This is a genomic window from Protofrankia sp. CiT1 (assembly GCF_917627335.1).
GTDB lineage: Bacteria > Actinomycetota > Actinomycetes > Frankiales > Frankiaceae > Protofrankia.
Map to the genome: position 1 here is coordinate 1 of NZ_CAKJTP010000114.1, position 13433 is coordinate 13433.

Annotated in this window: 11 protein-coding genes; 9 read left to right on the plus strand and 2 right to left on the minus strand. The window is 67.0% G+C overall.

The window, feature by feature from the left end; translation table 11 throughout:
• Positions 1-196 precede the first annotated feature (196 nt).
• Positions 197-1444 carry a glycosyltransferase gene (locus tag MJ785_RS16090; RefSeq protein ID WP_239381579.1) on the plus strand — a complete coding sequence of 416 codons (1248 nt, stop codon included), beginning with the start codon at positions 197-199 and terminating at the stop codon, positions 1442-1444.
• Between the two features lie 9 nt (positions 1445-1453).
• Here the strand turns inward: MJ785_RS16090 and MJ785_RS16095 are convergent, their stop codons facing one another.
• Entirely contained in the window at positions 1454-2482 is a 1029-nt protein-coding gene (locus MJ785_RS16095; protein ID WP_239310398.1) for a glycosyltransferase, read from the minus strand.
• A 122-nt stretch (positions 2483-2604) separates the two neighbouring features.
• On the opposite strand from MJ785_RS16095, the gene MJ785_RS16100 reads away from it, so the two are divergent.
• The 7 genes from MJ785_RS16100 to MJ785_RS16130 all read left to right on the plus strand — a co-directional run bounded on the left by MJ785_RS16100 (position 2605) and on the right by MJ785_RS16130 (position 11735).
• Complete coding sequence (locus MJ785_RS16100; RefSeq protein WP_239310399.1) at positions 2605-3630, plus strand: NAD(P)-dependent oxidoreductase; 1026 nt, start codon at positions 2605-2607, stop codon at positions 3628-3630.
• Positions 3630-4178: a dTDP-4-dehydrorhamnose 3,5-epimerase family protein gene (locus tag MJ785_RS16105; protein WP_239310400.1), complete on the plus strand. Its 549-nt coding sequence runs from the start codon at positions 3630-3632 to the stop codon at positions 4176-4178. The genes MJ785_RS16100 and MJ785_RS16105 overlap by 1 nt, the downstream gene beginning before the upstream one ends.
• Before the next feature lie 341 nt (positions 4179-4519).
• The gene (locus tag MJ785_RS16110) at positions 4520-5803 is read left to right on the plus strand and encodes a class I SAM-dependent methyltransferase (RefSeq protein WP_239310401.1); all 1284 of its coding nucleotides are present in this window, start codon (positions 4520-4522) and stop codon (positions 5801-5803) included.
• Between the two features lie 114 nt (positions 5804-5917).
• Positions 5918-7549 carry a hypothetical protein gene (locus MJ785_RS16115; protein ID WP_239381580.1) on the plus strand — a complete coding sequence of 544 codons (1632 nt, stop codon included), beginning with the start codon at positions 5918-5920 and terminating at the stop codon, positions 7547-7549.
• 154 nt (positions 7550-7703) lie between these two features.
• Positions 7704-8624, plus strand: coding sequence for a hypothetical protein (locus tag MJ785_RS16120; protein ID WP_239310403.1), 921 nt, complete (start codon positions 7704-7706; stop codon positions 8622-8624).
• Positions 8625-8700: 76 nt separating this feature from the next.
• Positions 8701-10335: a lipopolysaccharide biosynthesis protein gene (locus tag MJ785_RS16125; RefSeq protein WP_239310404.1), complete on the plus strand. Its 1635-nt coding sequence runs from the start codon at positions 8701-8703 to the stop codon at positions 10333-10335.
• 92 nt (positions 10336-10427) lie between these two features.
• Positions 10428-11735, plus strand: a complete 1308-nt coding sequence (locus tag MJ785_RS16130) for a hypothetical protein (RefSeq protein WP_239310405.1) — start codon at positions 10428-10430, stop codon at positions 11733-11735.
• Here the strand turns inward: MJ785_RS16130 and MJ785_RS16135 are convergent.
• Complete coding sequence (locus MJ785_RS16135) at positions 11732-13054, minus strand: DUF4910 domain-containing protein (protein WP_239310407.1); 1323 nt, start codon at positions 13052-13054, stop codon at positions 11732-11734. The two genes, MJ785_RS16130 and MJ785_RS16135, sit on opposite strands and share 4 nt — an antisense overlap.
• Before the next feature lie 198 nt (positions 13055-13252).
• Between MJ785_RS16135 and MJ785_RS16140 the strand changes: the two genes are divergently transcribed.
• On the plus strand, positions 13253-13433 hold a 181-nt coding region (locus MJ785_RS16140; RefSeq protein ID WP_239381581.1), incomplete at its 3' end, for a hypothetical protein.

The following is a 13433-nucleotide window of genomic DNA, read 5'->3' on the forward strand; positions in this document are numbered from 1 at the left end:
GATACAGGGCGTGGCCGTACACGGCTATCGCTCCCAGTGATAATATCATTGCTTTGCGTCCAATGCTGTGCGCTCCCATCACGGAGAACACCGTAGTCTGTGTTCGTGAAATAACCATTTGAAGTCAGGATGTCATTGCCTGTTGCTCCAGGGCGCAGGCTGGGCGTCTGGGGGAGCGCATGCGGGAGAGTGGCTGATGGCTGACGCGGAGCGTTGGATTGTCGCGGTCGAAGAGCCGTTCCTGCCCGCTGACGCCGGTGGCCGGGTGGAGACGCTGACCTTTCTAGCCGCCGCGGCGGCGGCCGGAATCGGGCTGCGGGTGCTTGTCCCGACGCCCACCGCGCTCGACCTGGCCGCCTATCAGGCCGCGGTGCCCGGTGCCGTGGTCATCGAGCTACCGCGTGACCTGAGCGTGTCAGCGCATCTGGGGCTGGCGCCGTACGCCTATGCCTCACGCCCGATCGGCGCCCTGCGGCGTGTACTCGCTGTCACGCCGCCCTGTGCCGAAGCTGTGATCAGCTACAGCTGCCGGGTTGCGCATGTGGGCGAACAGATTGCCCAGGCCTGGCGCATTCCGCACCTTGTCCGCGCCCACAATATCGACTCCCAGTACTTCCGGGAACTGGCGGGCGCGGCCTCGTGGATGCGTTCGGTGGCCTATGGCATCGAATACCGCAAGCTGCGCAGAGCTGAACGCGTTCTGCATCGCTCGCCGACTGTCACCTGTATCGCGGACATTTCCGCGGAGGACCATGCCTGGCGCAGAGCGCGTTGTGGTACGCGCGCAATGCACCTGCCCCCGTTCCTGCCTGCCCAGGTGGGCACGGCGTCCGCCGAGGCTGGAATGATCAAGAGAGACCCCGGCCGGTTGTTGTTCGTCGGCTCCCTGGACACCCCGACCAACACCGAGGCGCTGCGCTGGTTTCTCGCCCACTGCTGGCCGGCCGTGCGTGCCCGCCATCCGTATGCCTCGCTCCAGGTCGTCGGGCGCCGGGGAGAAGCCGGTCTGGTGGCCTGGTTGCGGGGTCATGAGCAGGTCAGGGTCCACACCGATGTCACGAGCGTGTGGGGATACGTCACCCGCGCGGCAGTGTCGCTGAACCCGATGCGTTCGGGCTCCGGGGTCAACATCAAGATGGTCGAGGCGATGGGAGCTGGTACCGCGGTGGTAAGCACGGGGGTCGGCAGCCGTGGCCTCGGCTGGATACCCGGGCGTGACCTGCTCGTGGCGGACGACGCGCGCGGGTTCACCGACGCGGTCTGCCGGCTCCTGGACGCGCCCGGACTGGCTGTGCGGATTGGTGCCGCTGGGCGCGCGTTCGTCTCCCGCGAGCTCGACCGGGACGTGCTGCTGGAGCGGGTGCGGTCCGCGCTGGACCCGGCGCGTGGGGGCCATGAGCCCGGGGGTCATGAGTCCGGGGGCTATGAAGTCCGGGGGCTGTGAAGTCCGGAGCTATGGTGCGGGCGGGCCGGCTAGGAGCCCCTTGAGGTATGAGCGATGTTCAGCCGCGGCGGCAGTGTCGCGCAGCGCCCAGGACAACACCGCGCGGCCCGTATATCCGGCCACGAGCATCGCGCGCATCTGTCGTACCCGCGCCGGGGGGTTGTACAACGCCAGGTAGTTCACCATGGACGCGCCGCGCATCCGCAGCATCCAGGTCCTCGGCGCGCCTGAGCTGCCCGAGCCGTGCGGCACCAGCAGGTCCGTCCGCAGCCGTTGCCGCAGGCCGGCGTCACGAATCCGGCGCCCCAACGCCATATCCTCGTTGTAAACGAAGAAATTTTCGTCAAATCCACCTAGCGAAAGAAATGTTTCGCGGCGGACGGCCATGCAGGCTCCGGTGAGCCACTCGACGTCTATCGGTTGGCCGACCTTCGGGCGAGCGAACAAACCGGCGGTCGGGACGATTTTATGCGCTCCAAGCACATGTATGAGGACCCGGCGCCGGGTCGGTTCCCAGCCCCCGTTGCCCAGCTCCGGCCGGTTGTCCGGGCCGATCGTCGTAGCGGCGCTGGTGGCGAGACCCGGATCGGTACGGACATCCGCCACGAGCCAGGTGATGACCTCGATCGTCGGCCGGCTGTCCGGGTTCCCGAAGAGCACGTAGTCGTAGCGCGACGTCCGTACTCCGATGTTGGCGGCTTTGGCGAATCCCTTGCCGCCACCGGAGTCCACGTAACGACCATGTGGCATGTCGGCGATGAGTTCGTCGACGCGGTCCGCGCCGGCGGCGTTGTCGACGATCACGATCGGGATGTCCGCGGGGAGCCCGGCCAGCATCCGTTCGAGCTGATCTCGGCTGTGATAGCTGACGACCACGAGCTCGAACGGCCATGTCTGTTGACCGCTGGAGTGGGTTGTCGTTACTGACCGTAGTTCGCGCACGTTGTGAGTGTGCCAGGTTGCCGTGCGCGGCTGGCGGGCTCTCGCGTCCGTGGGCGGTGTGATGATCCGATTGAAGTGGGTATCCCACAAGGGCATCCCGACCCGGTGCCGGGCCGCGCACGCTGGCCGGGCAGCTGGGTGGGATGGGTGCGGTCTGCTGTCAACGGGTGGCTGATAGCAGCCGTCGCGTTCCAGATCCGGCAGAGGAGGACATGTGGATGAAGGTGCTCATCACCGGTTCTGAGGGCTACCTGGGCGCACTGGCCGCGCCCGAGCTGATGCGTGCCGGCCACGAGGTCCTCGGTCTGGATACGGGTTACTACAAGTCCGGCTGGCTCTGCCGGGGCGCCGATCGCAGCCCGCAGACCCTGGACCGGGATCTGCGCCGTGTCACGATCGACGACCTGGCCGGCATGGACGCGATCGTGCACATGGCTGAGCTGTCCAACGACCCGCTGGGTGAGCTCTCGCCGGAGGTCACCCAGCGGGTGAACCATGGGGGTTCCGTCCGGCTCGCGGCGCTCGCGAAACAGGCTGGCGCGTCCCGGTTCGTCTACATGTCGTCGTGCAGTGTTTACGGCATCGCGGTGGGCCGCGGCGTCACCGAGAGCGCCGCGCTCAACCCGCAGACCCCGTACGCGCGGTGCAAGGCTCTGGTCGAGCGTGACGTCGCGGCCCTGGCGGGCGAGGATTTCTCACCCACGTTCCTGCGTAACGCCACCGCGTACGGCGCGTCCCCGCGGATGCGTTTCGACATCGTGCTCAACAATCTTTGTGGACGTGCCTGGACAGCCGGTGAGATCGCGATGACAAGCGATGGGACGCCATGGCGTCCCCTAGTGCATGGCCTGGACATCACGAAGGCCATCCGCTGCGTGCTTGCCGCGCCCCGTGAGGTTGTTCACAACGAGGTGTTCAACGTCGGCAGCGGTGCGCAGAACTACCAGATAAAGGAGATTGCTGACCTGGTCGCGAGCGTCTTCACCGATTGCCGCCTGAGCTTTGGGGACAGCGCTGGGGACAATCGCAGCTACCGGGTCGACTGTGACAAGATACATTCTGTTCTGCCGGGTTTTTCGTGCGACTGGGACGCGCGGCTGGGGGTCCGGCAGCTTTACGATGTCTTCGCGCGCGTCCAGCTTGCCGGCGAGACCTTCACCGGCCGCGACCACAACCGGCTCAGGCAGCTCCAGTACCTGCTTGACACCGGCCAGGTCGATGCCGATCTTTTCTGGACGTATTAATGATCATTACGCCGGCCGCGCTGGCCGGGGTGTTCGTGGTGGATGTCGAGCCCGTGGCGGACGCCCGCGGCTTTTTCGCCCGGACCTTCTGCGCGCGCGAGTTTGCCGCGGCGGGCCTCGCGCCCGAGACGGCGCAGTGCGGCGTCGCCTTCAACCGCGTCGCCGCGACGATCCGTGGGATGCACTGGGCTGCCGAGCCAGTGCGGGAGACCAAGCTCGTGCGCTGTACGCGCGGGGCCGTGCTCGATGTTGTCGTGGACGTCCGTCCCAGGTCGGGGACCTATCTTCAACACGTCGCGGTCGAGCTGACCGCGGACAACCGCCGAGCGCTCTTCGTCCCGGCCGGGCTGGCGCACGGGTACCAGACGCTTGTCGACGCCACCGAGGTGACATACCAGATGAACGTGCCGTTCGAACCCGGCCATGAGCGCGGTGCCTGCTACGACGATCCCCGCCTTGGGATCAGTTGGCCACTGGCCGCCACAGCCGTGTCCGCCAAGGACCGTGCCTGGCCGCCGCTCGAGGCATCACCGGCTGCCACCGGCTGACCAGTGGCTCGCGTCCACACGGCCGCCGGCCTGGCCGCCTCTCCCGGGTAAGCCTCTACCATGGGGCACTGGCCAGGTTCCGCCACGGCCCGCGGGTGCGTGGAAAGAACGTGATTGCGTGCTTTTCGCCTGCTGGGGAGGCGATGAGCACGCGGCACACCGGGCGGTGGAAGTAGCCACCCAGGGCAGGCGGTGTGCCGCGCGCGTGGAAGTCGGCACAGCCATCGCAGGTGCCTCATCTCGATCTGGTTGGGTCATCGATCAGTTCGGGCAGCGGGCCAGCGGCGGCATAACCATGATTTATGCGTCCCGCCGGGGCCGCAGGATTCACGAGGGAGCGCATGTCAATCGAGCACGCCGGCCAGTCAGGGACCCGCGGGCAGGCCGCGGCCGTACCGGTCGCGGCCTGCCGCTCGTGCGGTGGGCCGCCGCCGCGCCCGTTCCTGATGCTTGGACACACCCCCATCGCCAACAGGCTGTTGCGGCCGGATGACCTGGCCGGGCCTGAGCCGGTCTTCCCGCTGGAGATCGGTTTCTGTAGTTCCTGCACGCTGGTCCAGCTCACCTACGCCCTGCCGGCTGAAGAGATCTTCAATGCGGACTATCCGTATTACTCGTCATTCAGCGACACGCTCTGCCGGCACGCTGAAAAACACGTCATCGATCTGATAGCAAGTCGCAATCTCGGTCCCGACAGCCTTGTCGTGGAGATCGCAAGTAATGACGGTTACCTGCTGCGGGCGTTCATCGAGCGGGGGATCCCGGTGCTCGGTATCGAACCGTCACCCGGGCCCGCGGACGCGGCCCGTAAGGCTGGTGTGCCGACCCGCACGGAGTTCTTCGGCGCCGACCTCGCCCAGGCACTGGTTGCCGACGGGCTGCGCGCGGATGTCATCATCGCGAACAACGTGCTTGCGCACGTACCCGACCTGAACAGCTTCGTGGCGGGCATGTCAATTCTGCTCGCGGACGATGGAATCATCACCGTGGAGAACCCGGGTGTGGGGGCGTTACTGACAAACACCGAGTTCGACACGGTTTACCATGAACATTTCTGCTATTTTTCCACCATCGCGGTGGAGGCCCTCATGCGTCGGCACGGTCTCAGTATTGTCGGGGTGACGGAGTTTCCCGAGCTCCACGGCGGCACGCTGCGCTGGCGGATGCGGCGGGCCGCGGCCGATTGTGACGTGCCGCAGGTCCGCGAGCGCCTCGACAGGGAGCGCGCGGCCGGCCTGGGCACCTTCGAGCGCTATGCCGGCTTCGGTGCTGACGTGCGTGAACTGCAGGCGGAGCTGCTTGCGCTCCTGCGGGAACTGGCCGGGCACGGCCGGACGGTGGCCGGCTACGGTGCCGCGGCAAAAGGCGCCACCCTGCTGAACTCGAGCGGTATCACCACCGACCTTGTCCAGTACGTGGTTGACCGCAACGTCCACAAGCAGGGCAAGTACATCCCGGGCGCGCGGATGCCGATCCTTTCTCCGGCGGTCCTGGCCCAGCGCCGCCCCGACTACTTGCTGTTGCTGGCCTGGAATGTCCGGGATGAGATCATGGAGCAGCAGACCGCGTATGCCCGCCGCGGCGGCAAGTTCATCGTGCCGGTTCCTCGGCCGGTCGTTTGCTGACGTTCGTACGCGGCCTGCCGCGTCCGGTGAAGCTGGCGGTCGACGAATATTTGATTATGGAATTTTCCGTGCGCTCGACGGCCCTGGGAGAACCGGGAAGCGTGGTGGCGGCCGATGGATGATCCTGTTGGCCGCCGGCCCGCGGCAGGGCGCGGACCGGCGGAGGAGGGGCACATCGAGACGGTTGGGCGGATCGACTACAAGCCACGCCGCTACGGTCATCCACGCGAACATCCACCGAATGACTCTGACGGTACCCGGGCCATTCGGTATGTTCCCGCCCGCCCGCGCCTTGAGGGGCTGGTCGATCTTTCGCGGCCACGGGCCGAGGACGGGCGGGAGCCCATGGTCCGCCGCGGCCGGCGCCAACGGGGCACCGGTCACGCCGGCGGCCGCTCGAAGGCCCTGTGGACGCTGGGCGACCAGGTCCTTTCCAGCGCTACCAACGCGCTCATCGCCTTCACGGTCGCCCGGCAGGTCTCGGCGGGCCAGTTCGGCGCGTTCTCGATCGCCTTCGCGCTGTTCGCGCTGATCATCGGCTTTTCCCGGGCGGCCAGTACGGCACCCATGGGTATGAAGTACGCCGATGCCTCCCCTGGGATCTTTCGGGCGGCGACCGCCGCGGCGACCGGTACGGCGCTGGTTCTCGGGATAATCGCTGGCGGGTGCCTGGTTGCCGTCGGCACGGTACTGGGCGCGACGGTCGGTCTGACGGTGGTCGCGATGGGCCTGGTCATGCCAGGCCTGCTCCTGCAGGACGCCTGGCGTTACGTCTTCATCGCCCAGGGAAAACCCGTGAAGGCCGCGGTGAACGACGCGGTGTGGACTGTGATCCAACTGGGCGGCGTGTTCGTTCTCTGTCAGCACGGCGTCCACTCGTCCGCGACATTCGTGCTTGTGTGGGGCGCGGCCGCCGCGGTGGCCGCGGTGGGAGGTGCGGTCCAGGCCGGCTGCCGGCCCGCGCCGCGCAGGTCCCGTGAATGGATCACATGTCACCGGGAGGCCGCGGGTTACCTGAGCGCCGAGTACATCACCGTGCAGGGCGCCCAACAGGGGTCGACGCTGCTGATCGGTGTATTCGGCACCGAGCTCGCGGTCGGTGCGCTGCGGGGGGTGCAGACCCTTCTCGGCCCGACCACGATTCTTGCCGTCGGAATCATCAGCTTCGCGGTTCCGGAGTTCTCCCGCCGACGGGAGATGCCCGCGCGGGCACGTATGCGCTCGGCAACCATGCTTTCCTGCCTGGTTGTCGGCGCCGGCGTGCTGTGGGGTGTGTTGTTCCTGTTTGTTCCCGATCGCGTTGGTATTGCGCTGCTCGGTGACACCTGGGCACAGACCCGCGGAATACTCGGTTTGACGATTATTCAGCAGGCGGGCGCGGCCGCCACAGTCGGCCCGGCGTGTATGCTTTACGCACTTGGCCAGCCAAAGATCACTTTCCGCGTTCACTGTGTGCTCGCGCCGGCTTTGTTCGTGTTCCCGGTGGCCGGTCTGGCGTGTTGGGATCTGCGGGGGGCTGTTGTCGGGTACATCGCCGCGTTCTGGCTGACCGTGCCGTTGTGGTTCGTGCTGCTGCGCCGCGCCGCCTACCAGGCTGAGGCGTCATCCCGCGGCAGGGCCGGATCTCCCAGCGGGGCGGTGGCTCCAGCCACGGCACAGCACCCGGGCAAAGCGGATGATTTGCTGGGTGATTCATCGGCTGGCCGGCATCGTCGGGGCGGGCGGCGGATGCGGCAGATATCGTGAGTTCTCGGCGGAGCACGTTCTGTTCTGATCATGTCGTTGTGGCAGCGATGACCGTGGAACGCCCGGCAGCAGGGGCGTGGATCAAGGAACAGGGCTGGGGCGCGTGCATCGCGAGGCGGAAGATCTGGAGGAAACGCGTCGAGATGGTTTCGCGGTGAGACTGCACATCGTTTACCGATCCGTCGGCAGCGAGAATCGCAAGGATCGGCCGGGTTTTTACAACAAGTCACTGGCCCTGGCCTCGCTGTTGCGCGCGGTGGATAATGTTGATATTGAGACCGAACTTGTCTTTGTCAACGACGGGCCCATCCCCGCCGGCCGTCTGGAGATGATGGCCGGGGCCGGCGAGGTTCTCGGCGTTCGTTGCGGCAGCAACCGAGCGTCGTATCGATGGGCGCTGCGACTGCCCCGGCTGCGCGGCTGGTCGCCGGCTGATCTCGTCTGGTTTTCCGAGGACGACTACCTGTATACGGCCACCAGCCTGCGCGGTCTCATCCAAGCCGCGAATGAGCTGGCCGTCGCCGATTATTTCACCCTGTATGGTTCGACGCGTTTCGCTCCGGCGGCCACCCGGCGCTCACCACTGATCGATGCGCGGGCCCGTTCCCAGGGGGATCCTGAAGCCGTACTCTTGGGCACAGCGCGTTGGTACCGGGCGGCGAGTTGCACCAGCACCTTCGGTGCGCGGATCGGGGCGCTGCTTGCCGACGAGCGGCTGTTGCGTAGCTGCCCGTTCGTCGGTGAGGCCTGGGACCACGCCACCTGTCTGGCCTACCAGGGATACCGACCGTTCGGCCTGCGGGAGCTTGCCGGTGGCAGGCCGGATCCCGGGCATATGGGCCGGCCGCGGGCCGCGGTTCGTCGAGGCGCGCTGGTCTGCGTGCGCAGCGTCGCCAACGCTGTTGCCCTGGCCCGGCCACAGCGCGCGCGGCGGACCCTGGTGGCACCGGATCCAGATCTTGTCACGCATATGGAGCAGCGGTTTCTTGCGCCGGGCACCGACTGGGCCGCCGCGGCCGCCGCGGTCACGCAGTGGTCGCGCAGCCGTGATCAGGAGGGGCTGTGGGTCCGTTAGAGCGACCGGCAACAAGAGCGTGGATCAAGGCGATCGTCGATCTGCCGATCTCACCTGACTCGAGGGGAGCGCGCGGGTGACCCCGGTTGTCCAGCCGTCCGCTGAGCTGCCCCGGGGCACTGCGGGGGCGTCACTGTTGCGGATCCTGGGGCGTCGCTGGCTGGCGATTGTCATAGCGGTGGTCATCGGCGCGGCGCTGGCGCTCATCCTCGCCAAGCGACAGGCCCCGGTCTTCCAGGCGACGGGCCGGGTGTTCCTGAACACCTCGAACGCGGCGCTCGGCGCGGGTTCGGTCGACGCGAGCAGAGCCGTCCAGACACAGGCCCAGTTCGCCGGCTCCACCGCGGCCCTGGACCTGATCGCTGAGCAGCTCAAGGTGCCGCGGCTCTACGTGGCCAGACGGTTGAAGGTAACGCCGTCGGGGGAGGGCTACTTCTTCACGATCGTCGGCAGGGACAGCACCGCGGAGCGGGCGACACAGCTCGTCCAGTCTACTGAGACCGCTTACCAACAGCTACTTTCCCAGTACGGAAACGACAGCAGCGGTACCGTCCAGCGACTGACAAGCCTGCGCGATGAGATCTACAAAAATCTTCAGAAGCTACAGGCCCAGCAGGCCGCCCTGCCTCGTAATGCTGACGATCAGGTTCTTGCCAGCCAGATCAGCAATCTCAACTCACAGCTCGCGGACCTCAACCGGCGGATTCCCGAGGCGCAGGTCAACGCCGCGTTGACCGCCGGTTCGGTGACCCTGGCGGAGCCCGCGCGCGCTGATGGCCAGGTCGCACCGCACCTGTTTCGTAACACGCTGGTCGGCGCGCTGGTCGGGCTGTTCCTGGCGGCAGCGATGGTCTGGTGCGCCTACCTGCGCAGGCCAACGGCGCTCGACGGGCGTGGTGCGGCAGCCGTGCTGGATGCTCCTCTGATCGCCGCGGTTTCCGGGAAGCGGGGCGGTGGGCTGCCGACCGACACCCTTGTCTCCGCCATGTCAGCGGTGTTGTCGCCCGCTGTCACAGTGGTGGCCCTCGCTCCGGTGACGCGGGGCGATCTGAGCGCGGACCTGGTGGCGGCCGTTTCCGCAAGCTGGTCAGACGACCAGGGCGTTGTGTTGATCATTGATGCCTCCGCGGAATCGGAGGTTCGTGCGCCGCTGGAGCGGTTGCCTCGGGCGGTCTCCGGCGAGCTGCCCCGCTGGGCGCACGAGCCGACCTGCCTGGCCCGCTCATCCGGTACCGGACGGGGGCATCTGCTGTACAACCGGGTCGCGCCGGCACGAGCCGCCCGTCCCGGTGGCCTCGCGCCCATCCTGGCGGACCGTGCTCCCGCGGTCGATCTCGTCATTCTGCTGGCCCCGGCGCTCGACGAGCTTCCGATGACGGCGGTGCCCGCCACGCAGGCGGATGCCATCATCGTTTTCGCCAGCGGCGACTCCCCGCTCAAGGAGCTGTCGCGGATCCCGCGGCACTGGCCGGCGTTGGCCGAGCGGATTGTGGGCGTGGTCTTCGACGGGCGATCCGCTGTCCGGCGGTCCGCGCATGACGTGGCGCCCGTGAGCGCCACTGACGACCTTGTCGGTCCGGTCATGGGCGCAAGCGGCCGTGCCGCTGCCGCACCGGGCACCTCATCGAGGCCGTCGAGGGATGCTGGGCGTCGCAGGAGTGGCAACAAGGAGGTTACGGACCGCTACCTTCGTCCCATGGGCAAGCGCTGAACGCCGGGGCGGTCACTGGAGGCGCTCGTGGCTGACGCCCGGACCGGCCATGCGCTCGGGGCTGTCCCACGGACCAACCTGGATGGCCGCCTATGGCAACAAGCCTGACAATCCGCATCCCACGGAGCTGGGCGATCCCCGATCCGGATGCCGCGGTCACCGACCCGGCCGCGGCGCGCCGGCCGCTGCGGCTGCTGACCATGTTGCTGTTCGGGGAGGTCTTCCTCCAGCGGCTGGCGGTCCCGGTCGGTTCCGCCCAGGTGCCGCTGATGCTGCCCGGGGTCCTCGGTGGCGCCGCGGTGTTGCTCGCGCGGGGTGACCTGGTGGCCGACATGGGCCGTACCCAGGCATATCTGGTCGCTATGGCGGCATGCGTCAGTTCGGCGTTGGTCGTTTTCACCCGGGGCCTCGATGGCAACTCGCTCACATCGCTGCTCTTGCTGGTGGTGACCTATGCGCCGTTCTGTTGTCGCCTGCGTGCTGACACGTCGGTGGCGCTCTTCCCTCGGCTGCTCGACCGTTTCGCGGTCATGACGGCAGTGCTCGCCGGCTTCGCGGTGGCGCAGTTCGGCCTGCAGCTGCTGGGCTGGCACTACAGCGACATCATCGGCGGGATCGTGCCACCCGAGCTGATTATGCGGAACTTCAACACATCGTATCCGGTGGCATACGGCTCCAGCCTGTACAAGGCGAATGCGTTCGTCTGTCTGGAGCCGTCCTTCTGCTCGCAGTTCCTCGCCATCGGTCTGGTCGTCTCGATATTGCGGGGTGTGCGCCGGTGGCGTTTGCCGCTCCTCGTGGTGGCGATACTGACCACGGTCTCGGGGACTGGCGTGATCCTGCTCGCCGCCGCGCTGGTGCTGCTCGCGGTCCATAAAGGACCTCGGTTCGCGGCAACGGCGGTGGCTGGTCTCGCGCTGGTGGTGACCGCCGTGAGTTTCACCCCGGCGGCGGACGTATTCGCCGAACGCGCCACCGAGACAGCCACGAGCAGTTCCAGCGGCAGCCTGCGTTTCGTCCAGCCCTACACCCGGACCTACGACCGGCTGGGCGGTGATCCGCTGACCGTGCTCTTCGGCTCCGGGCCGGGCTGGTCTGACCGGGATGCCGACGAGTTCATGCACAGCACCGGCTTGCCGTTGAACTACGCCATGCTGCCCAAACTTGTCCTCGAGTACGGTCTCGTCGGTGGGGCGGCTTTCCTGGTCCTGATCGTGTGGGCGTTCGTGTGCGGATCCCCGTCGTTCGTCCTCTCCGGCGCGCTGCTGGTCTTCTACATGGTGTTGTCGAGCAGCCTGCTCAGCCCGGTCGTGGTTTACCTGGGGCTGCTTCTGCTGACCTGGTACGCGCGTGATACCTGGTATGTGCCCCAGCGGGGCCTTGGCGGCTCTTCGGTTTAGCCCAACAGGCCCACCGCCGCGAGGGCGTCTGCCGCGTCCGCGACTGTGTTGAACGGCAGATCCGCGCGGTCGGCTATGTCGATCATGCTGTGGCTGCCGTCAGCGAGGTTGAGGACCCACAGCAGACCCATTTCGACAGCCTCGCGGTCCAGGGTGGCGCCGATCGAGCGATACAGACCGCGCCGTCCCAGCTGTGGTTCCCCGAACGGGGATGTGCTGGTCCAGGTCCGGTCCCGTTCACAGATCTCGATCGTGCGCAGGATGATTGCAAAGGAGTCGTTGAGACCTGTCGCTGTCACAAAGCCCAGATTGTCGGCGGACGTGTGATACTCCGCGTACGTGCCATGTGGGCTGCGGCCGAATCGACCCACCGGCAGATTGAAACCAGGGGAGCAGAACTGGCGCTCGTCATAGCCGTAGGGCGAGAAATCGATCACGTTGTACGGCCGGCCTGTTTCCTTCAGCGCCCGCGTCACGGCCCGGTCGATGCCGGCGTCACCGCGCCGGCTGCGTTTGTATGTCGGCTGCCCACGGTCGCCGAGCCCGGTCAGCACGAGGCCGTGCTCGATACCGTCGACGCTCTCACGGTTGTGGGCAAGCCAGGTGATTGCCCCGATTGTTCCGGGAATGAACAGGAACCGGTAGCTCAGCCGCCGGGGCCGGTCCGCGAGCGCCGCGGCGAGCAGTGTGGCTGTGGCGATGCCGGAGGCGTTGTCGTTGGCCATGCCGGGGTGGCAGACATGAGTGGTGACAAGAAATTCCCGCGGGCTGCTGCCGGGCAGCGCAATCTCGGCGAAGGTCAGCGAGCCGTCGGTGAGCGTCGTGTCGATATGTACCTCGTACTCACCGTCCGGCAGCTCGCGGCGCTGCCGGTCGCTCAGGCAGAACCCCCAGGCCTCGTGGTAATAGGAGGTGCGGTAGGGCACCCAGTCGGGGTGGTCGGGCAGGGAGTGCAGGTGCGGTAGCAGGTCAGGCAGAGACAGCCGGGTGTGCGTGGGTATGCTGTAGTTAAGCAGGTGCAGCGGGTTGTCCGCGGCGTCGAGGACGCGCTGGCCGTCCGGGCCGGCCAGCCAGGCCTGCGAGACGTTCCACTCCTTCGGTACCGTCCAGTCGAGTACCGGTGTCCCGGTGGGCACCTCGCGCACGGCGAAGGGAACCGCCGGTTCGAGGGCTCCGCGGACCGTTGCCAGCGTCTTGCGGACGCCGTCGCCGGTGATGCTGCGCATCATGGGAGTGAGTTCGGCGACCAGATCGTACAGGCGTGTCCCGACAGCCCGTGCCCCGCCATCATGGCTCGCCTCGCCAGGGGAGCGCGGCATGCGGCCAGGGCGTGTTTCGAACGTCTCGCGCAAGCTGGCTCCCATGCCACCGCACAGAATGACGACTGGTAGATCCGGTATGGGAAGATTTATTGCTTGTTGTCTTTTTTCGGCGGGCCTGGTGCCCGCCATCATGATTTTCTTCGTCTCCCATGGCTAACTCCCATGGCTAATCAACTGACCCGGCCAGGATGGAACATGACAGGTTGTTCCCCCGCGGAGTGGGCCGCATTCCTGGCGGCGCTCGCTGGGGCGGGCCGGGCGGGTGCTCGGATGTCTGTGCGGCCGGTTCCCATGATCATTGTGGGTATCGGTAGGGGCGGGTTCGGTTGGACTGCCCGCCGCCGGTCGGATCTCCTTCGTTACAGTTCGTCGGGGT

What these genes read in the sequence shown, in the direction of transcription:
- MJ785_RS16100 (WP_239310399.1), top strand. Translation starts at nt 2,605, where the DNA reads ATGAAGGTGCTCATCACCGGTTCTGAGGGCTACCTGGGCGCACTGGCC.
- MJ785_RS16095 (WP_239310398.1), bottom strand. Translation starts at nt 2,482, where the DNA reads ATGCCCTTGTGGGATACCCACTTCAATCGGATCATCACACCGCCCACG.
- MJ785_RS16105 (WP_239310400.1), top strand. Translation starts at nt 3,630, where the DNA reads ATGATCATTACGCCGGCCGCGCTGGCCGGGGTGTTCGTGGTGGATGTC.
- MJ785_RS16135 (WP_239310407.1), bottom strand. Translation starts at nt 13,054, where the DNA reads ATGCCGCGCTCCCCTGGCGAGGCGAGCCATGATGGCGGGGCACGGGCT.
- MJ785_RS16130 (WP_239310405.1), top strand. Translation starts at nt 10,428, where the DNA reads ATGGCAACAAGCCTGACAATCCGCATCCCACGGAGCTGGGCGATCCCC.
- MJ785_RS16110 (WP_239310401.1), top strand. Translation starts at nt 4,520, where the DNA reads ATGTCAATCGAGCACGCCGGCCAGTCAGGGACCCGCGGGCAGGCCGCG.
- MJ785_RS16115 (WP_239381580.1), top strand. Translation starts at nt 5,918, where the DNA reads ATGGATGATCCTGTTGGCCGCCGGCCCGCGGCAGGGCGCGGACCGGCG.
- MJ785_RS16090 (WP_239381579.1), top strand. Translation starts at nt 197, where the DNA reads ATGGCTGACGCGGAGCGTTGGATTGTCGCGGTCGAAGAGCCGTTCCTG.